This window comes from Dyadobacter sp. SG02 (assembly GCF_900109045.1).
Classification (GTDB): domain Bacteria; phylum Bacteroidota; class Bacteroidia; order Cytophagales; family Spirosomataceae; genus Dyadobacter.
In genome coordinates this window covers 167,182-189,345 of record NZ_FNYL01000009.1, presented here as the reverse complement: position 1 = coordinate 189,345, position 22,164 = coordinate 167,182, and the positions used below count along the sequence as shown (strand labels likewise).

General features: G+C 48.6%; 18 protein-coding genes. 11 read left to right on the top strand and 7 right to left on the bottom strand.

What is annotated here, in order from left to right; translation table 11 throughout:
• Window positions 1-2: 2 nt before the first annotated feature.
• Both BMW93_RS21575 and BMW93_RS21570 read right to left on the bottom strand, forming a co-directional pair.
• A complete protein-coding gene (locus BMW93_RS21575) occupies window positions 3-944 on the bottom strand; it encodes a hypothetical protein (protein WP_143061699.1) in 942 nt (313 codons plus the stop codon).
• A 63-nt stretch (window positions 945-1,007) separates the two neighbouring features.
• Complete coding sequence (locus tag BMW93_RS21570) at window positions 1,008-1,271, bottom strand: hypothetical protein (RefSeq protein ID WP_090381173.1); 264 nt, start codon at window positions 1,269-1,271, stop codon at window positions 1,008-1,010.
• 265 nt (window positions 1,272-1,536) lie between these two features.
• Here BMW93_RS21570 and BMW93_RS21565 point away from each other — a divergent pair, with 265 nt between their 5' ends.
• Window positions 1,537-2,172: a hypothetical protein gene (locus tag BMW93_RS21565; protein ID WP_143061698.1), complete on the top strand. Its 636-nt coding sequence runs from the start codon at window positions 1,537-1,539 to the stop codon at window positions 2,170-2,172.
• A 113-nt stretch (window positions 2,173-2,285) separates the two neighbouring features.
• Here the strand turns inward: BMW93_RS21565 and BMW93_RS21560 are convergent, their stop codons facing one another.
• Window positions 2,286-3,284, bottom strand: coding sequence for a 2-hydroxyacid dehydrogenase (locus tag BMW93_RS21560; RefSeq protein ID WP_090381168.1), 999 nt, complete (start codon window positions 3,282-3,284; stop codon window positions 2,286-2,288).
• A 461-nt stretch (window positions 3,285-3,745) separates the two neighbouring features.
• Between BMW93_RS21560 and BMW93_RS21555 the strand changes: the two genes are divergently transcribed.
• The 6 genes from BMW93_RS21555 to BMW93_RS21530 all read left to right on the top strand — a co-directional run bounded on the left by BMW93_RS21555 (window position 3,746) and on the right by BMW93_RS21530 (window position 10,651).
• Entirely contained in the window at window positions 3,746-5,836 is a 2,091-nt protein-coding gene (locus BMW93_RS21555; protein WP_177194163.1) for a HAMP domain-containing sensor histidine kinase, read from the top strand.
• 104 nt (window positions 5,837-5,940) lie between these two features.
• On the top strand, window positions 5,941-6,558 hold the full coding sequence (locus BMW93_RS21550) for a response regulator transcription factor (protein WP_090381164.1): 618 nt from the start codon (window positions 5,941-5,943) through the stop codon (window positions 6,556-6,558).
• 11 nt (window positions 6,559-6,569) lie between these two features.
• Window positions 6,570-7,208: a response regulator transcription factor gene (locus BMW93_RS21545; protein ID WP_090381162.1), complete on the top strand. Its 639-nt coding sequence runs from the start codon at window positions 6,570-6,572 to the stop codon at window positions 7,206-7,208.
• Between the two features lie 101 nt (window positions 7,209-7,309).
• Window positions 7,310-8,476, top strand: coding sequence for a tail fiber domain-containing protein (locus tag BMW93_RS21540; RefSeq protein ID WP_090381159.1), 1,167 nt, complete (start codon window positions 7,310-7,312; stop codon window positions 8,474-8,476).
• 31 nt (window positions 8,477-8,507) lie between these two features.
• Complete coding sequence (locus BMW93_RS21535; RefSeq protein WP_090381157.1) at window positions 8,508-10,004, top strand: T9SS type A sorting domain-containing protein; 1,497 nt, start codon at window positions 8,508-8,510, stop codon at window positions 10,002-10,004.
• A 257-nt stretch (window positions 10,005-10,261) separates the two neighbouring features.
• Window positions 10,262-10,651 (top strand): putative immunity protein, encoded by a 390-nt coding sequence (locus BMW93_RS21530; protein WP_218147722.1) that lies wholly within the window; start codon window positions 10,262-10,264, stop codon window positions 10,649-10,651.
• A gap of 90 nt (window positions 10,652-10,741) precedes the next feature.
• On the opposite strand, the gene tatC is transcribed toward BMW93_RS21530, so the two are convergent.
• Together tatC and BMW93_RS21520 are read right to left on the bottom strand one after the other, a co-directional pair.
• Window positions 10,742-11,680, bottom strand: a complete 939-nt coding sequence (gene tatC, locus BMW93_RS21525; RefSeq protein WP_090381154.1) for a twin-arginine translocase subunit TatC — start codon at window positions 11,678-11,680, stop codon at window positions 10,742-10,744.
• Window positions 11,681-12,043: 363 nt separating this feature from the next.
• Window positions 12,044-13,144, bottom strand: a complete 1,101-nt coding sequence (locus tag BMW93_RS21520) for an alkene reductase (RefSeq protein WP_090381502.1) — start codon at window positions 13,142-13,144, stop codon at window positions 12,044-12,046.
• Window positions 13,145-13,243: 99 nt separating this feature from the next.
• Between BMW93_RS21520 and BMW93_RS21515 the strand changes: the two genes are divergently transcribed.
• On the top strand, window positions 13,244-13,576 hold the full coding sequence (locus BMW93_RS21515; protein ID WP_218147720.1) for a helix-turn-helix domain-containing protein: 333 nt from the start codon (window positions 13,244-13,246) through the stop codon (window positions 13,574-13,576).
• A 165-nt stretch (window positions 13,577-13,741) separates the two neighbouring features.
• Here the strand turns inward: BMW93_RS21515 and BMW93_RS21510 are convergent, their stop codons facing one another.
• Complete coding sequence (locus BMW93_RS21510; RefSeq protein WP_090381152.1) at window positions 13,742-15,805, bottom strand: sensor histidine kinase; 2,064 nt, start codon at window positions 15,803-15,805, stop codon at window positions 13,742-13,744.
• 298 nt (window positions 15,806-16,103) lie between these two features.
• Window positions 16,104-16,751 (bottom strand): response regulator transcription factor, encoded by a 648-nt coding sequence (locus tag BMW93_RS21505; protein WP_090381149.1) that lies wholly within the window; start codon window positions 16,749-16,751, stop codon window positions 16,104-16,106.
• Between the two features lie 242 nt (window positions 16,752-16,993).
• Here BMW93_RS21505 and BMW93_RS21495 point away from each other — a divergent pair, with 242 nt between their 5' ends.
• Genes BMW93_RS21495 through BMW93_RS21485 form a run of 3 tightly spaced genes read left to right on the top strand, consistent with a single transcriptional unit; the run spans window position 16,994 to window position 21,809 of the window.
• Window positions 16,994-17,383: a response regulator transcription factor gene (locus BMW93_RS21495; RefSeq protein WP_090381145.1), complete on the top strand. Its 390-nt coding sequence runs from the start codon at window positions 16,994-16,996 to the stop codon at window positions 17,381-17,383.
• Window positions 17,384-17,441: 58 nt separating this feature from the next.
• Window positions 17,442-20,735: a hypothetical protein gene (locus tag BMW93_RS21490; RefSeq protein WP_143061697.1), complete on the top strand. Its 3,294-nt coding sequence runs from the start codon at window positions 17,442-17,444 to the stop codon at window positions 20,733-20,735.
• 12 nt (window positions 20,736-20,747) lie between these two features.
• Entirely contained in the window at window positions 20,748-21,809 is a 1,062-nt protein-coding gene (locus tag BMW93_RS21485) for a T9SS type A sorting domain-containing protein (protein ID WP_090381140.1), read from the top strand.
• Window positions 21,810-22,164: the final 355 nt, after the last annotated feature.

Sequence of the window (22,164 nt, the reverse complement as noted above, 5' to 3'; positions counted from 1 at the left end):
GATCAGTTGTTTTTAGTGTTGAAGAGCAGTGCTACGCGAAGCGTGTGACTCGCCATTTCGAAATCGGCATAGTCCTTTCTGGTCTTGTAGGCATCCCAACCGTAGGAGAACCGCCACCCGTTTTTGTTTTTCAACCACAATGTATAATCAAGGCTCGTACTGAGCGCGTTAACCCCAAATGCCTTGAAGCGATAGTCATCCAGCAAGCCTTCCAATCCCGACTTGTCGATGACCTGGCCTATGCCCAGGTACGAGTAACCGTTCCGGAACGAAGCACTAAGAAGGCTCGCATTGACTTTGAATGACAGGCTTTTCTTCTTCGGTTCTTTTCCGCGGCGTCCGGTGGCCCGGGTGATGTCCCTGGTCACTTTGAATGTTCCAAAGATGATTGGGAACGCTTCGATACCGACCGCGCTGTTCATCAGTGCCGGATTGACGCGTAAGTTACCCGTCAGGTTTGCTTCCGTACCCGCTTTGAAGTTCCACTTTTCGGCGCTGTTTCTGAATATCTGGTAAAGACGTGCATGGTGAATGGAAATCGTCGTAACCTTGCTTTGCGCTTCGTGCTCGTTGTAATCGCTTGTTAATGTGCCTCTTAGTACGGAAACGCCGGTAGAGATGTCGCGTGAGGGGCCCAGTCTGGACAATGCTCCGGACATCCGGCTTGTGGTTCCTTCGTAAAAAAGCGGCGAGGTGGCAAAATCGCGCAAGCGGCCCAGGCCCGTGCCGGGCGAGATCTCTATGTATTTGGAATTGCCCAGATAGGACGACTCGCCAACGTTTTGTGCATTTCCCCGATAAGGTCCGACGGCCATCAGCGATATTGACAAAATTGCAAATGTGCTGCGGTTGATGAGCCGCATCAGTTTTTTTCCTGCGCCTGGCGCTTGCCCGGGGGGCAGTTTGCTTGGAGGAACGGTTGATTGTCGATGTAGTAGTTGCATAAGCGTATGGGGGATTTGGTTTTTGGAATGGATAATAGTGTGTTTATTATCAGTCAGTTGTGTTTAGTTTGGGGAGAACAGGGCGGAATACGTTCCTTTAATATCTGCAGTAGAAGGCCGGGTAGGGTAGGCTTCGGGTTTCTTCTCGGGTGTTACAAGGGAAAATCCACTATTACCCGATGCCGAGACGACGGGCGGGGCGATCAAAGCCGAGTCCGGAAGTTTGATCCCGAGAATGTCGGCCTCCATGTTTTCAGCTTCCAGTCTGACACACCCGGCAAGCCATAAAATCAGCAAGATGGCGATCGCCAATTTTGTATTTTTCATGGATTTTAGTGACTATGAATGCCGTTGAGAAGTGAGCGTATTAAATCGGGAGTATTATTGCAATACTAAACATTTTTTTAACAGACATAAATTATTTTTGTCAAAATAATTTGTAAAAATTATAGAGTTCGACTTCATTTAGGTTAAATTATTGAACAAATGGAAAGTCATCGGCCATACATGGATTTTTGTGATATTGAAAAAGTACAATTATATAAACTGATTTTTGACTCCTGATTTTGGTTTTTTTAACACTTCCCTGAATATGATGTCTTCTAAAATTTATCTTTTGTTTATCCTCGTACTGATCGGCTTTACGAGTTGTAAGAACGGGGATGGGTCTCGCACAGAAAGTAGCGGTGAGGCAACTCCAACCGAAGGCGCAACAACGAAAGTTGGCACGGATACTGATTCATCCGGTTCCATTTCGGGATCTGTCTACGAGAAAAATGCGTCAGACGCAGCCACAGCTAACCTGATCAAAGGAGTGTTACCGGTAATACTGGAAAAAGAGTTGGTTGGGGCCGATTCATCTGCACGCCGCTTTGTGTATTACGGGACCGATTTGAACGGTGACGGAAAGCGTGAGCTTTTGGTGGGCTTCACCGGGATGAATTGGTGCGGGTCGGGTGGTTGCACGGCGTTGCTGTTGTCTTCGGAGGGCAAGCTGATCACGCATTTCACGGTCGTAAAGTTTCCGTTCACAATCCTTGATCAAAAGACCAATGGCTGGAAAGACCTGACCGTGTACAGTGGGGGAGCGGACAGGCTCTTGAAATTCGATGGAAAGGGTTATCCGAAGAACCCGTCCGTCGCGCCGAAACTTGCAGAAGATCCTGGTGAGCAGCTGGAACAGGCGTTGACCTTCGCTACCAAACCGTACCTCTGGTTCACCTTTTAGATGCCCGTTACTCGATTAGCCGAGCATCCGGGGTTACCGGCACACGAGGACGACGAGTATTTTGATTTGCTGGCAAACACGTGATTCTCCAAAGTATAGCCCTCGGAAAGCTTTCAGACCAGTATGGCATTGCTTTGCGCGGGTTCTTCCCCTTGCCGGAGGCGGTCGATGTTATGGAGCGTGACCTGAGCAATTTTAGTCAATGCTTCGTTGGTGAAAAATGCCTGGTGGGCCGTTACGAGCACATTCGGGAAGCTCATCAGGCGTTGGATCGTGTCGTCCTCGATAATGCTTTCTGAAAGGTCTTTAAAAAATAGCTTTTCTTCCTGCTCGTACACGTCGATCGCCAGATTGCCCAGGTGCCTGCTTTTCAGCGCGTCGATCGCATGGGCCGTATTGATCAGTCCGCCGCGGCTGGTGTTGATCAGTGTCACGCCCGGCTTCATCATGGCCAGCGTACGGTCGTTGATCAGGTAATGCGTGGCGGGGTTGAGCGGGCAATGGAGTGAAATCACATCCGCCGCATTCAGCACCGCCTCCAATGGCAGGTACTCGATCCCGGCCGATTGAAGTTGCACATCGGGTAGCAAATCATAAGCGATAACCCGGCAGCCGAAGCCTTTCATGATCCGGCAAAAAGCACTCCCGATTTTACCTGTGCCGACCACACCGATCGTCTTGCCGTACAAATTGAAACCGAGCAACCCGTTCAGAGAGAAGTTCTGTTCACGTACGCGGTTGTAGGCCTTGTGCGTCTTTCGGACGAGCGTCAAAAGCATGGCTACCGTATGCTCGGCGACCGCCTCGGGCGAATACTCGGGTACGCGGCATACGCGTATGCCATGCGAGCGCGCCGCTTCCAGATCCACATTGTTGAAACCGGCGCAACGTAAAGCGATGATCCTGACACCCTTTGCGGCGAGTACCGAAATGACTTCCGCATTCACTTTATCGTTGACAAACACACAAACCGCCTCATGGCCGTCCACTACGTTCACGATATGCGGGCCCAGATGCGTATCCAGGTACTCGATTTCAAAACCGTAGGACTGGTTATGCGTGTCAAAAAAGACTTTATCGTAGGGCTTCGTTGAAAAGAACAGGATTTTCATACACGTTGAAATCGGTGATTTTGGCCTTGGTTTCGTACCCAACATATCAAAACATTCGCATACAACAAAGGTTAGCGGGAGGTGGGATGCTAAATCCTTAGCGGATACCCGGCTGCACACGCTCTTCACCCAACTCAGACTAGTAGTTTATTATACATGGCATCGAAATTATTCGATAGTCTATCACTTTTCGTCGAATTCAGTACATTCACCGAAATATTCAGCTAGGGTGCATCGTCCCTTCGAATGCTTTCCAGTTCCTGTGACGCGATTTTATTAACTGCATGTACTCAACAATACGCTCTAATCAACAGCAATTCAAACCCATTTTAAGTATTTGGTTTTTTCTGTTCTCCATCGTTGCATATTCTCAGCCAAACGTCCATATACGGCATTTTACTACGAAGAATGGTTTACCGCATGATAATGTCAAGGACCTTTCAGTCGATTCAAAGGGATTTGTGTGGCTTGCTACGGAAGGTGGCTTGACCCGTTTCGACGGACGTAACTTCCGTGTTTTCGGCAAAGATCACAAAGCAGCTTCTTCCAACGCTGTATGGACCATCTCGCCGGGGCGCAGAAATAGCAGTGACCCAAGTAAATTAGATGTCGCCTATGTGACCTTCGCGACCGGCAACAGAGCGAACATCAGGGATGGTAAGGTGTATCCCGTAGGGGATGAAGTACTACTGCGCGATGAAAAGGTACACGCGCTCCGCGCGAAGGATAAATTTGATTTTGTCAACGGATTGCCGGAAAGATGGGGAAGAGTCATCAATGCGGATCAATCGACGATGGTCGCAAGTAATTTTGGCGACGGGGAGTTTTATCTGTGCGGCCCCACCGCGGTCGCTTACTATCGAGATTGGCAGCGCCGGTATCAAGTGCCAAACAAGATTGGTGAGCGAATGAATTACTTCACATTAGGGGGCCGCTTATACTATTTGAATTCCAATAAATCATTCACCCAAATTTACGACAACAAGAAGTCGCTGTTTTCCATCGGGGGCGATCTCACCGGCAATGAGAGCTACGCAAAAAATAAAACACCGGTCAAACTTTTCTGGAATAACAAAACCGCACAGGCATTCTTTTACATTGACGGTCAGGTATTTGAGATAACTCAGCAACCAGAGGGCACGCTTACGACGCGGCTGCTCATATCTTATTCAAGCTTCGACTCGGACAGCATAGATATCATTTATCATGACCGAAAAAATAGAAAAGTTTTCCTGGCCGGCGGGAAAGGTTTATTCGTAAAAGACCTCACACAAGCCGACAACATTGGTCCGGCAGGCGAGACACGCCCTGCCGTTTCCCCCTCACAGAACGCTTCTTCCTCAACAGGTGATTTTGTGCTTGACCAAGTGGTTGCTGGTGATCGCGTAATAGAACCAAACCACGACACCATCCGGCTTTCCAAATCAGTTAATCTCGAAGTCTTTCTTTCCGCCGCGTATTTTGAAGACCAGGGAGACCTGAATATGACGTACTGTCTGGCCGAACCTGACCAGGAAACTTCTTCCCTGAAATGGCAACAAATTAAGGAACAAGACGGCAAACTCATTATCCGATATCCAAGCCTTCCATCGGGCATACATAAGCTCATTATCCGTAGACAAACTGATCTGCAAAAAGGCATTTACAAGACTAAGGAAATCGTCATATCCATCCCCAAAGCCTGGTATGAACGCACGTGGCCACAAATACTGTCCATCGCCTTACTACTTATCCTTGGATTTTTGATGTGGCGGATGCGCTTCAGACAAATAGAGCACCGAAACAGATTACTGGAAATACAGGTGTCCGAACGCACCGATGAGCTTCGGCAGATCCTTCTGACGCTCGAAATATCGCGTAACGATCTTATGCAACAATTTCATTTGCAGTCACGGCTGCTCACTTCCATGGCGCATGACCTTCGGTCTCCGCTTTCGTCGGCCGTACTCGTTACCAGCGAAGTCGGTCGGCTACTTGGCCGGCAGGAGATCGATAAAGCCGTGCATCTCAACAGCCAGCTTGAAAATGCCATAAGGCTGATCAAGCAATCAACCGACGAGCTTTTGACTTACATGAAAGTACAAGTATACAATACAGAGGTAAAAATGGAAGAAATCGCCCTGGCCGGTGTCGTTGATAGAAGTTTCCATTTGTATGCAAAGACTGCCCGGGCAAATTCCAACATTTTTCAAAATAATGTGCCCCAGGACGCAAGGGTTTTCACAAACCCTCAACTGCTGCATATCATTATCCGAAACCTGACTGATAATGCCAACAAGTACACCGAGAATGGCACCATCTACGCTGAATGGTCAAACGTCAACGGGGCTGTATCCTTATCGGTCCGGGACACCGGCTCAGGTTTGCCATCTGCCATTGTCGAATGGTTTAGACAAGACGGGCCATTGGCGGCACCGGACAAGCTCAGTGGTTTAGGTTTGATCATCGTGAAAGAACTCGCACCGTTCGCCAAAGTGAGGCTGGGCATGCGGAGTGGAAATGACGGTACAAACGTTACTTTGACGTTTTCTGACCAGACCCATTTCATGTAAATACAACCCTACAAATATGTAGTTGTAATAACAGCATAGCACTACAAATTACTAATCATCGACCACCTACATTTGTGTACGATGTGTCGAAATAGTATTCTATAATGGAAGTTCTTTTGATTACCGATAGTCCATTGATTGTTTCAGGCCTGCGCTCTGTAATACTTGATACTATACACACTACCCGTTTTACCGAAACAGGCTCACTAACCCAAACCCTGATGATTTGCCATGAAAAGACATTTCAGCTTGCGTTTATCGACCTTGCAGGCCTGAACGCTACGGATCTCGATCTGATCGCCGCAATCAAGAAAGCAGCTCCTGACATGATCATTTGGGTAAACCTTAGATCGGACTTTACGCTAATGCGATTGTTGTTAAAGGGGGGCGTCAACGGGCTGTTTTCCAGCAATTCGTCTTCAAAAGAGTTTAGAAGCGCATTGCTTGATGCCAATATTGGCAAAAGGTTTATCAGTGAACAAGTTCAGGAACAGCTCGTATCCGCTGTTATAGGCGATCTTTCCTTCCCGGCACTCACGGCCCGCCAGGAAGAAGTGGCCGACCTTCTTGCCGCCGGGTTAAGCCGCCGGCATATTGCGGAGAAAATCCATGTTAAACCGGCGACGGTCACACACTACCGACAAATTATTTTCAAAAAACTGGGCATTTTATCATTAAAAGAACTTCGTCTCAAACGAAAGCAGACTGACCCGGTAAACTGATTTTGTAATTCATGAAGAAAGTGTTGATAGTCGAAGATCACTTCCTGACCAGTACCGGACTCAGGATCCTGATGAATGAAATAGTGGAAGGAGCGGAAATCTACGAATCGGTTTCATTCGAGGGGGCTATCCAGGCATGCATTGCCCTGGAAATTGACCTGATCATTCTTGACATCGATATTCCGGGCGGTACCGGCGCGGAAATGATTACCCGGTTTAAAAGCATTCGACCGCAAGTTAAAATTTTGGTTTGCACGGGTTTTGACGAAAGTGAGTATGCGATTGAATACATAGCGGCCGGCGCTTACGGCTTCGCTTCAAAATCATTGGAACGGCCTCAAATGCGCCTCGCGGTTGAGACTGTGTTAAACGACAAACGTTACGTGAGCGAAACTGTTCAGCAACAACTGTTGGAAGGAATTTTTCAAAGAAAAGGTGAAGCAAGCATGTCATCTAAAGTGCCGCTGCTTTCAGTTCGTGAGGAAGAAGTCCTTAAACTGATACTGGAAGGTAAATGGCGTAAAGAAATAGCCTCTATACTGAACATTAATCCAAACACGGTAAGCACTTACAAGGCCCGGATACTCGAAAAAATGAAAGTCAATTCGATATTCGAGCTCGCCCAAAAACTCCCTCTAAAAAGTAATTGATCACTCGGGCAAGACTGCGCCCACAGGATTATTGTGCCTAAAAAATTATGTAACCATTAGTTTACTTAATATAATCATTTGTTTATTTAAAATCTTTACTCATGAAAAAGACTACGTACTTCGCAGCCGCAATTCTTGTACTGGCCGGCACTGCCGCCATCGCACAAACAGGAAACGTTGGTATTGGAACGTCAACTCCCGGAAGCAAGCTTTCTGTCAACGGAAACGCGGCAATCGGACAAAACTTTTCAAATTCAGCCGCACCGGCCAATGGCGCAGCGGTTGAAGGCCAATTCTCGGTAGGGACAACTACACCGGTCGGAGTGGTCGAAATTGTGGCCGACAATAAAGGTGCCGCTGCCGGCAACGACCATTATTTCAAGGGATTTGGCAGCTCCAAAGCGCCAGCGATGTTTATGATGTCAGCGAACGGTACGTATGCCGCGCCAACCCCATTGGCCAACAACGATATTATCGGTGGTGTATATTTCAGCCCATACCTAAATAACGGTTTCCACGCAACAAATTCCAGTATTCTAGGTATTTATAAAGGTAATGGTGAAGGGCAGGAATCAGCTCTTGCGTTTTTCACCACCGGTGTACAGGAAAGAATGAGAATTAATCAAGATGGCAATGTGAGCATTGGCGTAGTTGAACCATTGGAAGCTTTCAGCTCGGTTGCCAGACTTTCTACTCAAACGTCCTCATCAGTCGGCCACTACATTAAGTCAACCAGCGCCGACCTGAACGGCCTTCTTCTGCTGGAAAAAGAAGGGGCGCCTGTGAACGTAGACAACTTTGTCATTTTCAGGGCAAACGGCGCCAATCTCGGACATATATCTTCCAACGGGGGCACCGGTGTTGTCTATAACACGACTTCGGATGTGCGCCTGAAAGAAAATATCCGTAGCACGAAGTTTGGCATACAGGATGTGATGAAGATCCAGGTAAGTGATTACAACTACAAAACGAACAAGACCTCACAACAAACCGGCTTCATTGCTCAGCAGCTTTATACGGTTCTGCCCAGCGTGGTGACCAAAGGCGGCGCCGACGTTTCACAACCCTGGACGGTCGATTACAGCAAGCTGACACCGTTTTTGACTAAGGCTATTCAAGACCAGCAAGCTGAAATCGAGGCTTTGAAGAAAGAAAACGCCACCCTCAAAAGTGGTATGGCCGGCCTGAGCAACGAGCTTAACGGATTGAAAGCCAGCGTGGAAAAGCTGATCGGGAATAGCACTGCCGACCAATCAATTGCGAAGTAATCTTCCTTTCTCTTTTTCAACTGCATTTACTATGAAAAGAAAACACATCAACCTAGCCGTCGGCGGTTTGCTGCTACTAAGTTTGCAGCAAACCCGTGCCCAGGTTTTCGTTGACGGGACCACCTTTAATAATTTCGGCTACGTCAGCAATTACGATACGCATACAGAAGTAACCGGTGCAGCAGGCTCGGCTTACACGGCGGCATTTGGCGCTATATTCGATCATTTCGAATCCTCCGCCAATACCCTGCGGGTGAATGGCCCGTACGATGCTAATGGCGGCGGCGGCAGCACCGATAATTTCAACGGTCCGCTGGGCTCCCCCGGGACACAGGAAGTGAGTGGCACGGTTGCTCCAAACTTCTCCAGTTTGGTATTAAAAAACGGCTCCACAAGCTTGTTCAACATTACTAACACCGCAGGGGCAAACGTCTTTACCCAAGCCGATTTCCAGAACGGAATCACCACAACCGTCCGTGCCAACACATCTGCCGGCGAGCTGCGATTCCAAAATGGTGCGGTGTATTCGGGGGGTAATACTGATAACCAACATGTCGACGGTTATGTGGGCAAAGTCGGAAACCAAGCGTTTAGCTTCCCGGTTGGCAGCGGCACCGATTCCAGAATACTGACAATGTCAGCACCTGCAACTGGTGCGGCACACCTTTCGACTGCTTATCAAACTACAAATGTCGAAGATGCGAATTCGCTCTCAACACCACTTCAATCTGTATTCACCGCTGGAAGCTGGGATTGGGTGGCTGCGAACCCAACCGACGATGACGGGTTGATGATCACTGTTTCAATGCCTGATGCATCGACCTTTGCAACAGCCGCGAATTTACGTCTGATTGGTTGGAACGGATCAAGCTGGATAGATCTGAGTGGCGCTGCCAATGCCTCGGGGAACACGGAAGGCAGCACGATTAATGGCACGATTCCGGCTGGCGTTAATATTTCCCAAATCGGTATTGGATCGATCGTCGCATTACCTGTCACATTGATTGCATTCGACATCGCAACCGAGAATCAGACGGCAATTTTGTCGTGGTCGACAAGCATGGAGACTAACAGTGAGTCTTTTGAAATCCAGCGAAGCATTGATTCACGCAACTGGAATGCGATTGGCTCTGTCAAGTCCCACGGCGAAAGCAGTTCTGTGAAAACCTATGCATTTACGGATAACGCCCCGTTGCAAAACAAGAACTATTATCGTCTGAAAATGATCGACAACGACGGTACTTTCGCTTATAGTCGTATCCGGACTGCTGAATTCACAAATGGTATGTTGACATTGTGGCCCAACCCTGCCATTGATAAAATAACAGTACGCACGGGTAATGCTAAATCGGTATTCCGTATTCAGATTATTTCATCGGCCGGAATCGTCGTTTCAGAGCGTAGTCTGGATGCCGGTTTTGAAAGCGATCAGGCGCTCGACGTGACAAATTTAACGAGCGGCATATACATTCTCCGATTGACTCAAATCGACGGTTCAGTTAACACGCACCGCTTTGTAAAGAAATAAGATGTCATGGAGAACACGGGCATTCTAAGATGCTCTCGTTGACTACCCAAAACACCTCCCGGACTTCCGGGAGGTGTTTTGGGTAGTTTTCCGTCATTGGAGGCAGGCGGAGCGTAGCATAATGTTACATTTCCAACCCATTTGTCGGGGGTACTGAAAAGATGGCCAGGCTGCCGGGACTTTCGCTACATATTAATAACTTTCGGATTATGCGAGACACCAGATTTGTCGCACAGCATCGTGGAGGGCCCTTAACCATGCAGCAGCATCGTGATTTATTGCAGTGGGCTTCCGGCTGTGTAAAACATTCACTAGCACTTAATGGCGAGCAATCCAATCCTTCCTTATTAGAAATACTTGGGACCGGTAATGCCTGGGCGCAAGGCAAGGTATCTGTTGGCGAGGTGCGGAAGGCAGCATTTGCGGCTATCGCAATTGCTAAACAACTCGACGACCCTGCGAAGATTGCCCTGACTCGGGCATCAGGACATGCTGTTGCTGTCGCGCACATGGCCGATCACGCTCTTAAAGCTGCGGATTACGCTTTAAAAGCGCTACCGGAACATGAAAGGGTTATGGAGCAGCAGTGGCAGAATGAGCAGTTACCCGACTCCATAGCATCGCTTGTATTGTCCGCCAGAAAATAGGGCGGGGTAGAGGGAAACTTCTCAGATTTACACGGCGTGGCCCGCCATTTTTTGAAATAACGAGCCAGCCGTATCCAGATTTTTAAACGTTTACGCCCGATGAACCGCCTGGTAGCGATAGCGGCCAATAAGAAGTTTGAAGAAACCAAATCGTACAAATAGCAAAAACAGGTTAATGATCTGGTCTACACCGGTTTCTTTTAGCCTGGTGCGCTCTACGTAACGGGAAACAAATATGCTGACCTCGTACAGGCCCACAAGCGGCAGGGCAACCAGCACCTGACTGTAAATCTCGGGTGAAGGAGTGATAATGCCTGCTACAATCAGAATCCCGATCCAGGCGTGCCTGCGGTAAGTCCGCATGAAAGAAGGAGTGAGTATTCCGACCTTTGAGAGAACAAATACGACAATGGGCATTTGAAATATAAGCGCGCAGCCCAAAGAAAGGGTTGCCAGTACTGACAGATAAGAGTTAATATCAAACTCGTTCTTTAAGCCGGGAGCCACCTGGAAATTGGCCAGGAAGTTGATTGACAGTGGGGAAACGATATAGTAGCCAAAAAGAAGGCCCGAGAAAAAGAGAAGCGAAACAAAGAAAACAGCTCCCCTTGCAGCCCGCTTCTCTGCCGGATGGAGCCCGGGTTTGATAAAGCGCCATAACTCCCAAAATGCGTAAGGGAAAGCGAAGCACAATCCGATCACCACAGATGATGTCATTGCCAGGGTAAACTGGTCGGAAATGCCGAGGACCTGAAGCTCGAAGTCAAGCTTTTGCACGCACAAATCCGCATAGCCGGTCAGATCTGCAAGTCTGCACATCATGCGGTATGTCCAGAAGCCGGCAGATTTCGGCGCCAGGATTATCTCTTCAAAAATAAAAGTTCTGTAAGTGAAGGCGATCACGGTGAATACGCCGATGGAGAGTACCGATCTGATAATATGCCACCTTAGCTCTTCAAGATGATCCAAAAAGCTCATTTCTTTGCCTGCTCCGGCAGGGTTCTCTTCAAAGTATTGGTCTAAGGGCATAATAGATCTGGTTTACTGGGAATGATTTGGAGTTGTAATCTATTTAATTACATAACGATTTCAAATGCATAAGTTAGGGAATAAAATAATCTAATAAGTTGTTTAAGAAAGGACTTTACTTGCGAAAAAACAGGAGCTTATCAGGGGTGGTCAAAATGCTTGGCAGGCTTTCAACAATGTTGTATAGAATCTGCAGGTAGTATCGACAAAGAGTGATCGCACCGAGCGAAACATCAATAATGTTTATGGAGAAGAACATGGAGCTCCGCTTGATGGACTTTTTGGAGAGTTGAGTTGTAATAACCAACACGTATTATCTGCCCAGAACTCGATCTCTAATTTTTGTTTGCCGTCCATAGTTTTTTATGTTGTTTTAAAAGATTGAACATCTAAACCAGGATAATCCGTATAACCTTTCTCATCACCCCCGATATACATAGTAGCGCGATCGGGTTGATTGAGCGGAGCATTTAATTCAAACCTTGTTGGAAGATCCGGGTTTGCCAGGAATAAGCTTCCAAAAGACACGAATTGAGCTTTGTTGTGTTGTAAAATATCTTCTGCCGATTCTCGGTTGTATCCTCCGTTCGTGATAATCGTTTTGTCGGTCAAATGAGCAAAACTTTCGAGCGGATTTTTAGGGTAATGCGGCAGTTCATCCAAAGGAAATAAGGCCTGCATTAAATGGATATAAGCCAATGGTTGCTCGTTCAGTTTGCTGATCAGATGGCCGTATACAGCACTAGGGTTACTGTCCAGCATATTGTTTACCACGACACTTGGAGAGAGTTTGATGCCTGCTCTTGCTGGGCCGACAACCCCGATGATTTCTTTCATCGTTTCCAAAATGAAACGGCTTCTATTCTCTATACTTCCGCCATAATCGTCTGTCCGCCTGTTCGACGACTCCATTAAAAATTGATTGGGGAGATAGCCTAGCGCCGCATGTAGTTCAATCCCGTCAAATCCGGCATCCAAGGCGTTGATAGCGGCAGATTTATAATCCTGAATGATCTGTTTGATATCAGATACCGAGAGTGCTAACGGAACCTCATATGCTTTCTGCCCGCGGGGAGTGTAGGCTTCTTGTACTTCAATTGCCAGTGCCGAAGGTGCCACAGGAAGGTGTCCTTTTCTATTGAGCGAGTGGGCTACCCGGCCAGCATGGTTCAACTGGGCAAATATCTTTCCACCGGCCCTGTGAACGGCATCTGTTACTTCTTTCCAGGAATTCACCTGCTGCCGAGAATAAATTCCTGGTGTGTTGGGCATTCCAAGCGCTTGTTCGCTAATGTTTATGGCTTCCGAAATAATAAGCCCCGCCCCGGCGCGCTGCCCATAATATAAAACCGCCAGTTTGTTGATGACGCCGTTTTCATCTGCCCGGCTTCTGGTCATGGGTGCCATCACCATTCTATTTGTCAGCTCCAAGTCGCCAATAGTACTCTTTTCTAAAATTTTCATTTGCATAAAATGTAAAGTGATTATGCAAAGTTTGCCCTCATTACTTTACTTTTGCAAGTAGTTACACTTATGGGAAGTAATACCAAAAAGTACTGTTTTATGGATTATCAAGGAATTAAGCCGGAGAAAAAAGATAAAATATTTTGTACCGTGCAGAACGCGCTGGACATAGTAGGCGGAAAGTGGGCATTCCCAATCATCAACGCCTTGATTGCAGGAAAACGCCGGTTTAAGGAATTGGAGCGGACAATACCAGGCATCAACACCAGAATGCTTGTAAAAGAGTTGAAGTTGTTGGAACAACATAAGCTCATCACCCGTGAGGCATTTGCGACGGTGCCTCCGACGGTAGAATATTCTTTGACGGAAAAGGGAAGGAAATTAGAGCCTGTACTCCTTGCCCTCAATCAGTGGAGTATTGAGTGTTTATGAGAATGTAGCTGTAAGTTTCGTGCCCTTACGGGGACATTTTGGGGTAGGGCCTAGCGCTGAGGCGGTAGAAGGTGCCACATTCTCATTGATCCGGGATTTTCGCACTCTGCAGTAACGCATGGTGGTCTTGATGCTTTTATGGCCTGGCGTCTTGCATTGATCAGTTCATAAGTGAAGGTCATGGCTGCACGGAAGTGGTATTCTCACAGCCATAGCCGTGTTTTTGTGGCGTTCTGAAGACCATTTTGCCGTGCCGCCGAGTTTTTCGGCCCGTTCACAAATAGATCTGAGTCCCGCTTTACCCGTTGTCCCCTCCACAGAAAATCCGCGTCCGTTATCGCTCACTTCGATAACAACCGAGTGATGGTCGTCGTACAGCAGAATTTCGGCACGAGTTGCCCTGGAATGCTTGACGATGTTGGTAATCGCTTCCTTTACGATCATCACGAGCGTTGTCTTGATCTCCGGTGACAGGATAGTACCACTGAGGTCGCCATTCAGGCTAAAATCAATACCCGATCCTGAAAACAGGAGCTCCACCTGTACGGAGAAGCGTTTCCAGAAATCGGACGAGTCTTTTTCCAGGTATAGCTCGTGTGACTTGCCACGGGCTTTATAGTAACTGGCTTCCAGCATTTTCGATATGGCCAATGCCTGTTCCTTTTCTCTCAAATCGTGCTTTTCGTCAGCCGTAAGCCTCAAATACGTAAATGTTGCACCAATAGAAGACGAAAGGTCGTCGTGCAGCTGTTGACCGATGAGTCTCCTTTCGGCGTCCACGGCACTTTCAATCTGGGAAACCTGCATTTGCATAGCCTCATCAATCCTTTTGACTAAATTTCTTGTCCTGATTTGACCGGCACGGTAACGCCATAGGATAAATGCAAGCACCAGCAGGATTGAAGTGATTGCAAAAAGGAATATCAGGCCGTTCCGGTTTTGAAGTTGTTTTAAATAGGCGATTTCATTTTCCCTGGTTTTGGCCTTGTGGACCTGTTCCATTTCCAGCGCCCGGCCGTCTAAGTCGAGTTTATGTTTCCGGTCTGTCAGTCGTATTTGCAGGTTGAGATACTTTAATGCATTTCGGTAGTTGCCTTTTGTCAGTTCATAGTTGTACAATTCATTGAGCGCTTCCATAACGATGCTTCCCGTACTGGTCTGAAATAGTAAGGATTGGAGGACTTTCACTCCCTCGATAGTCTTGCCGAGTTTCATCAGGCTCAGTCCTTTGGTGACGATTGCTTCTTCGCTCATGGATGTTCTCAGGAAATCAGGATAGATCAGAAGTGCGGTGTCGACGTTGGCCAGTGCATTTTTGTAATCCCGGTCGCGATAGTTGACCATGGCAACGGTTACGAAGGATGAGGATTTGGATAGTTCTATGTGTTCGTCCGGCTCGGACATTAATCTTTGATGGATGCCGCGAATGCTGTCCGCAAATTGCCTTTTACCCGTACTTGTGAGCATGTCAAAAAACAGTTGCTGGCGGGTCTGGATGATACCCAACAGGAACATGTTGTCCATATGATTATTGGTAGGAAGCAACCTTGCAACTTGGTAGGCGCTGTCTTCATATGCCAATGATTGCTCCGTAAGCGAAAGTGTCTGGAACAGCAAGGACAATGTATTGTAGGCGTAAGCTTTCATTTGGACCTGCTTTTGCTTCTCGCTAAGGTTACGTAATTGTTGCAGATTATAGTAAGCATCTTTATAGAGGTCGTTCTCGATTTGAAAATGGGCCTTGATCAATAAAACCAGCATCATGGGGTAGCTGTCACCGGGCCGACGCGAATATTCTTCCAGAAACAAATTGCAATATTTTAGCCCCGAACCGGCATGTGGCGACCGGTATGGAGAATGCTCGTCTTTGAGGGTTGTCTTGTTATTGGTATGGTTGGCGTAGCTGTTATACAGGTAGATACACACAGAAAACAGGAAGTTCTGCCGCTGGAAATTATCCTTGATACTACGGTATTTCGGTGCTAAAAAATAACACAGGCTATCGGTCTCGTCGTATTCTCCATGCCCCAGGCCTTTCAGGCCAAATGTGCGCAGAAAAATGGGTTGTGCCTCGGTCAAAGTCACGTGGGCACGATCAGCTGGTCTCATTGAGTCTGGCAACAATCTGTGCAGCTTTACACTGATCTGGGCGTTCACCATCCCGGGTATGAGGCAGAAAATCAGGATCACCAATCGGTGATCATAACGGGTGTTTATGAGGGCCTTCATTTTCGGATGCGTTAATTTTTATTTCTGCGGATCCCTCGCAATAGTGGTTCGGGAATTTGAGAATTTATTTTTCCTAATGTAAGATGACCAGCCATTGCGCACAATACCCTGAACGAGGTATTGTGCCGGACCTCTGACAGGGATAGATTTGCTTTTTGGCATAAATGCCCCGCATTCAGATCCCTGTAAAATTATGAAATACTTGAAGTGCGTATATTCCATTCCGGTAGAAAGGGCAGGTAGTTTCAGGGGATGTTTCAAAATCCTTAAAATGAGAGCGTATTGAGAGCGAAATCGCTCAATCGGAAGTGATAAGCCCCGATTTTAGTCCATATGCCACGAGTTCCCTCACCGTATGAAACCCGGATTTGGCCAGCAGGTTTTTCTTGTGGGTCAGTACCGTGTGCTTGCTGATATTGAGCCTGTCGGCGATTTGTTCGACGGTGTGTGTATTGGAAAAACATTTCAGTACTTCCAGCTCGCGCGGGGAAAAAGCGATGTTCGTATCCGGCTCCGTCTCCAGAATGCACGTAATGGTTCTTGAAAAGAAAACTTTCTGAGCCGAAATAGCCCGTAACCCGTTGACGACTTCATCCGCATCGTCGATTTTGCTGATAAACCCATCCACTTTGTAGAGCAGCGCCTGTTTCAAAACCACAGGATTCGTAACACTGGTCACGATCACGATACGTGTACCGGGGCAATAACGCCGGATATCCGAGACGAGGAACAATGAATTACAGCCGGGGATGTAGTAGTCAAGGAAAAAGCACACATGACGGAAGGTTGTTTGTATAAAAAAAGAACGTACGTCGGTCTCACTCGTAAATGTGTAGACGGCCGAAAATATGCCCATCCTTTCGAGCAGCATCGAAAAAGATGTAGAAAACAGCTGATGATCGTCAAAAACGACTGCAACGTCGAAATTAAGTAAATTTCTTTCCATGGAAGGGGTGCTTGTGGGTATGGGTATTGACTAGGGACATGCCTGATCGCAGGGCCAAGTACGTAATAACCCGTAAGACCGGCAATACCCTGTTTGAGGTATTAATGGATTTAAAAATACACTTTTTAGCGTATTTCCCGGACTGTTTTTTTGATTGACCTTTGTCTTGCCGGTCACTAATGAAGTGTTGAAATATCAGCCATCCTCTCAATATCTGCCAAGGCAGTGACATCAGCATTAACATGAAACCTACTATTGCAATTATCGATAGATACCCTGTGCTCAGGCAAGGATTGACGTTGTTTCTGGATGGATTACTGGACGACGTTTCGATCACCAGCAGCGACGATTTTCAGAGTTTTTTACAAGATCATCCCGGCCTCAAACCCGACATACTAATCGTTGCCCTCGGGCAGCGCCAATATGAATCCAACGTACCGCTCATCATGATGGTGAAGTTGCTTTTCGACCTTCGTAGAGTGATTTTTTATGACGAAAAAGCCGATTTTGCAATGCTTGCTGATTATATCAGAATCGGTGTTACCAACTATCTCTCAAAGGATTCCGGCGTTGCGGAGCTGAAAAGGGTCGTGCAGGACGTGCTGGACGGAGCATCGACTGTTTCCCGGTAGACACGTGGTTATGCTCCGCGACTGAGTTTTTTCAACTGTTTACCAACTATGTATCTATATGAAAACACTATTCCGATTAATGCTGTTTCTGTCCGCGGTGTCGCCGTCGTTCGGCCAGTCGCCCGGCGGGGTGTCGGCCAACCTGCGGATATGGCTGAAAGCGGACGACGGATTCACGCCGTCGGCCTGGACCGACAAGTCGACTGCCGGTAACACCTACACGCAGACGAATGCAGGGAAGCAACCCACCGCAGTTCCCGCGAGTGCGCTGTTCAATTTCAATCCGGCTGTGGACTTTGGAGGAGAGACCTCTGCGTCGGCAAAGTTCATGGTAGTGCCTACCGGGCGTCCATTCACGGCGGCCAGCACCAATGGGTCTTTTTTTATTATGACCCGGTTCAATTCCGACCAGGTGCCAGCCAATACGGCCGTGTCCCTGGGCCTCGGAGGTACCACTACGACAGCCACCGCAGCTGTCGCCTATAACCCCGTTTTATCCACTTACAACGACAATGCAACCTACAATTACATGACGTGGGTTTATGACGGCGTGAGCGGAAACTTCGGCGTAGCAGCAAGACCGGCCGCAGATAACCTTGACAAGCAGGTTAACCTGGACAGCTACTCGTGGACAGTAGGCAGCAACTATTTCACAGGAGTAAACGGCACCAGCGTTTCCCAGGGACAGTCGGCGGTTCTTGCATCTTCCATAAAAGGGAACCAGGGTTCGCAGCTCGGAGAAAATTTTGGCAGGATAGCCAATGCGACGATACCCGAAGTGATTGGCTATGAAAGGGACCTGACGACAGACGAAAAGCGTAAGGTCAATACTTATCTGGCGATCAAATATGGCGTTACGTTAATCCATGACTACATTTCGCCATCGGGTGCCGTGTTGTACAGCATAGCCGACGTTTACAAAAACCGGGTTACCAGTATCGGATGGGAGTCGTCGGAAGCACTGCAACAGAAGCAGTCGCGCAGCGTACATGCAGGTTACGAGCTGACCATCGGTTTGCAAAACCAGATTGCCGCGAGCAACGCCGCGCATACGGGTACATTCGCGAATGACGGCGCATACGAAATTGTGGGTGATAACGGGCTCGACAGCCTGAACAACATTTTTCCGTCCAATCAGTGCTATACCGAGACGAATATCAATACATTCACGAACCGCGTCTGGAAGCTGACGGAAACGGGGATTGTGGATTCGGTCAAAATCACTTTGCCTGACAGCAGCGAGCACATCGCTGCCTTCCTGGCGAGCGGTGAACCTGTTTTCATGGTGGTAGGGGATGCGGCGGATTTTAACGGAAATGTCAAATATGTCCAAGGCATTAAAATAGGCGCAGATTGGGAGTTCAAATACAACTTTGCATCGTCCGCTACCAGTTACTTCAAGTTCGCGGGCACCGTTACCGCTGGCACATGCATTTCCTGCCTCGGCGGGCCGCAGTTTTCAAGTCCGGGACTTGCGTATGCGTCGCCTTTGTACGGTAACGCCATCCGCACGCAGAATGCCTCGGGCGGTGCCGGGGATATCGTGGTCAACTACGAGCTGAAAGACCCGCACGGCGCGGCTTATTACCCCACGTACTGGCCACTGCCTTTCGGTGACTGGGCTTATGCATACCGCTACGACAATCTTTCAGGCCCCAATTCCGATATGACCTGGGAGATCCGCTTTTCAAAGGGTACCAAACCCAGCTTCCAGATTGCGGGGATCGATGCGTTGTACGAGAACATCGATCAGGTTACCGTCGTCGGCTACTGCGGTGCGCAGCTGATCTTGCCTAAATTGAGTCCCGCAGTCGGTGACAACGCCTACTACACCGCTTCAATGTACAATTCTTATACATTGAATGCCAATACGGCAACGGGGCGGTATTATTACGTTCCCAACAGTCCTTACAGCTTCACCAATGTGAGTTTCGACAAACCGATCGACAGGGTAGAGGTGATTTGGAAAAAGGCGTCCAGCACGTCCGCGAAATACTTCCAGGAGCTTGCAATAGGGAAAATGACCCTGAATTGCCAGAAGCCGGCCACCGCAACCTGTATCAATCCGGATGATATTTACATCGACAGATGGTATGACGCGCCTTCCACCGCGACTTGTGATTCGGTGATCCTGGCAATGAAAATCATCAATAAAAGTTGTTATAACAAAACCATTACGCTCACCGACAACATTGGTGTCCTGGCTTATGTAAAAGGAACCGTGAATGCGCCGGGGCTTACTTATGGATCTATTAATGCATATGACGAAACAGGCACGCTGACCATTACCGACGCGCTGATCACGCCGGGCGAACATATGATTTATGCCAGGGTATATTCGCCCGGCGGGGCCTCGGGTACCTATAACCACCAGACTTCCTTTTCGGTCCAGGGCGGTGGAACAGGCGTTAGCGATGATTTGAGCGACAATGCCGGTTGCCAGCCCACTACCATTACTTTCACACCGTCTGCGCAAACTGTGTTACCGAAAATCACGCAGACCGTCGACAAGCATGTGTATGACGCCGCAACCGGGAACGTGATCCTGACCTACACGGTTCAGTTCGAAAACACCAGTGGCTCGCCCGTCACCGGCGCAACCCTGACCGACTTTGCAGGCGACCAGGCACATTTCGTGGCCGGCTCCCTGAGCTCGTCGATGGGCGGGACCCCTAATAGCTATGGCACCGCGGGAAAGGAAAACGGGATGTTTATTTACGGAATGACCATTCCGACCGGTATTTCAACCATTACTTTCCAGGTGGATACCAAAGCCAGCGCGGATACGATCCGCAATACAGTGATGCTCCAAGGCGATGCGAGCAGCCGGTGTTCGAGCTACGCTTTGACCAGGTCTAACGAGGTAATGTCCATCCCCGGCAGCAACGACCCCGACCTGAAAATCGCCATTCAGCTGGATGCTACCGGTTTCTCCACTGGCCAGGCCCGCGACTTTATTTTACGCCTCGACGAAGTACTGGCCGTAACCACCACATCGGCAGTAACGGTGCGGATCAACAAACTCAGCGGGTGGGACCTTGCAGTGCCTGGGATTACCCTTTCGGCTACCGATCAATCGGGGGTATCCGGCAGCTCGGCAGTGGCCGGAGGAACGGCCAATGAAAACGGAAACTGGAATTTTCGCGAGAATGCGAACTTCATTACCATCACGTTGAAGCCCGGCCTGACTATCGCGGCGAACGGAACGGCGATCCTCGGACTTACGGCCACGCGTAAAGCAGGCACGGCGCCGAGCAGTTCGCAAAACCTTACGGCCACGATTCTCACCGGCTCGGGAGGCGATACTTTTGACGGCAACAACCAAGCGGTTTCCAAAATAACCACCAACTAATCGGAGAAAGACATGGGAAAATATTTCATCAACGTACTCCTGGTAGTCGCTGCGGGTCTTTGGGCAATGCCCCGGGCCGTGGCGCAGGACGTGTCGATCAACATCATTGCGCAGCAAACAGGCATCAACGATGACCTGTGGCCGCTCGATGCAACGGATTGCGCCATTTTGGTAACGGTTTGCAACAACGACGGCGGCACCCGGACATTACCTGCTTATAAGATCCGTCCCGGTATTTCGGTACCGGCGGCCAGCGTGAGCATAAACGGCGTTCAAAACGGGCTGCCGGCCGGCTGGACAATTCTTTCCAATTCAGGGTCTGAGATCCGTCTGTCGAACGGCACCGACGCGCTTCCGGCCGGAGAATGCCGCGAGTTTGCATTGAGCATCACGCCACTGGCCCAAACCATCAGCTCCGAGACCGTTAATTCGGTGATCGAGTTTGCCAGCGGCACAGCGCCGGGAACCGCGATTGGCCCTTCGACAGTGTCTGACATGAGTCCCAACAATACATCCGCAACCGGGGTAACGATTACAGGAGCAATGCCGGTGACGTTAGTGGCCTTCGATGCGCGCGACGAAGGTGGGACAGTGAACCTTGCCTGGTCTACCGCGGAAGAGGTCAATAGCGATCATTTCGAGATTCAGCACAGTGTCGACGGCAGGCGGTGGAAAGCGATCGGTAGTGTTGAGTCCGGCCATAAGAGCGTCACTACCCTGCATTATACCTTTGCACATATTACTCCATCGGACGGCAATAATTACTACCGCCTGAAAATGGTGGATTACGACGGCTCCTTCGCATTCAGTGCGATCCGCAGTGTGCTGACCGACATGGGTATTTCGTTGCTTTTTCCGAACCCGGTTTCGACAGAGCTTTACATTCACGAAGACAAAGTCGCCCCGGTTTCTTCATTGTCGATCATGAATATCGACGGGCGGGTTTTGTTTGAAATAAAACAGGTAAGTAAACCTGCCGTGCATGTCGGGCAACTGGCGAATGGCACTTACCTCCTGCGGATAAAACGGCACGACGGGACCGAGCAAACAGGCAAGTTTGTCGTCGCAAAATAGCATTGAATTACCATTACAGTCTTTATGAGCGGCATGCGGCTGAGTAGCGTCTATCCCCGCAGCGAGTGGGTGTTGCACAAACGGCTTCCGGGTTTCCCGGGAGCCGTTGTTTTTTAGTATTTCAAGCCCTTTGTGCAGCTATTTTTCAGGTAAAAAGTTCGCTTTACGATGCAATTAATTCGATAGGGAAAACCCTGAAAATACCATAAAAGCGGTATTGTGTGAGCCTTCGATTTCCTCCAATTTTGTAAACACAACAGAAGAAGTATCCGCATAATAGTTGAGTAAGGTTAGTTGAAATACCAGGGGGCTACCATGCTGAAAGGGCATGGTGACTAACGCGAAGGTCAGTCTC

What these genes read in the sequence shown, in the direction of transcription:
- BMW93_RS21575 (WP_143061699.1), bottom strand. Translation starts at nt 944, where the DNA reads ATGCAACTACTACATCGACAATCAACCGTTCCTCCAAGCAAACTGCCC.
- BMW93_RS21570 (WP_090381173.1), bottom strand. Translation starts at nt 1,271, where the DNA reads ATGAAAAATACAAAATTGGCGATCGCCATCTTGCTGATTTTATGGCTT.
- BMW93_RS21510 (WP_090381152.1), bottom strand. Translation starts at nt 15,805, where the DNA reads ATGAAGGCCCTCATAAACACCCGTTATGATCACCGATTGGTGATCCTG.
- BMW93_RS21530 (WP_218147722.1), top strand. Translation starts at nt 10,262, where the DNA reads ATGCAGCAGCATCGTGATTTATTGCAGTGGGCTTCCGGCTGTGTAAAA.
- tatC (WP_090381154.1), bottom strand. Translation starts at nt 11,680, where the DNA reads ATGCCCTTAGACCAATACTTTGAAGAGAACCCTGCCGGAGCAGGCAAA.
- BMW93_RS21560 (WP_090381168.1), bottom strand. Translation starts at nt 3,284, where the DNA reads ATGAAAATCCTGTTCTTTTCAACGAAGCCCTACGATAAAGTCTTTTTT.
- BMW93_RS21565 (WP_143061698.1), top strand. Translation starts at nt 1,537, where the DNA reads ATGATGTCTTCTAAAATTTATCTTTTGTTTATCCTCGTACTGATCGGC.
- BMW93_RS21550 (WP_090381164.1), top strand. Translation starts at nt 5,941, where the DNA reads ATGGAAGTTCTTTTGATTACCGATAGTCCATTGATTGTTTCAGGCCTG.
- BMW93_RS21490 (WP_143061697.1), top strand. Translation starts at nt 17,442, where the DNA reads ATGAAAACACTATTCCGATTAATGCTGTTTCTGTCCGCGGTGTCGCCG.
- BMW93_RS21545 (WP_090381162.1), top strand. Translation starts at nt 6,570, where the DNA reads ATGAAGAAAGTGTTGATAGTCGAAGATCACTTCCTGACCAGTACCGGA.
- BMW93_RS21495 (WP_090381145.1), top strand. Translation starts at nt 16,994, where the DNA reads ATGAAACCTACTATTGCAATTATCGATAGATACCCTGTGCTCAGGCAA.
- BMW93_RS21540 (WP_090381159.1), top strand. Translation starts at nt 7,310, where the DNA reads ATGAAAAAGACTACGTACTTCGCAGCCGCAATTCTTGTACTGGCCGGC.
- BMW93_RS21485 (WP_090381140.1), top strand. Translation starts at nt 20,748, where the DNA reads ATGGGAAAATATTTCATCAACGTACTCCTGGTAGTCGCTGCGGGTCTT.
- BMW93_RS21505 (WP_090381149.1), bottom strand. Translation starts at nt 16,751, where the DNA reads ATGGAAAGAAATTTACTTAATTTCGACGTTGCAGTCGTTTTTGACGAT.
- BMW93_RS21535 (WP_090381157.1), top strand. Translation starts at nt 8,508, where the DNA reads ATGAAAAGAAAACACATCAACCTAGCCGTCGGCGGTTTGCTGCTACTA.
- BMW93_RS21520 (WP_090381502.1), bottom strand. Translation starts at nt 13,144, where the DNA reads ATGAAAATTTTAGAAAAGAGTACTATTGGCGACTTGGAGCTGACAAAT.
- BMW93_RS21515 (WP_218147720.1), top strand. Translation starts at nt 13,244, where the DNA reads ATGGATTATCAAGGAATTAAGCCGGAGAAAAAAGATAAAATATTTTGT.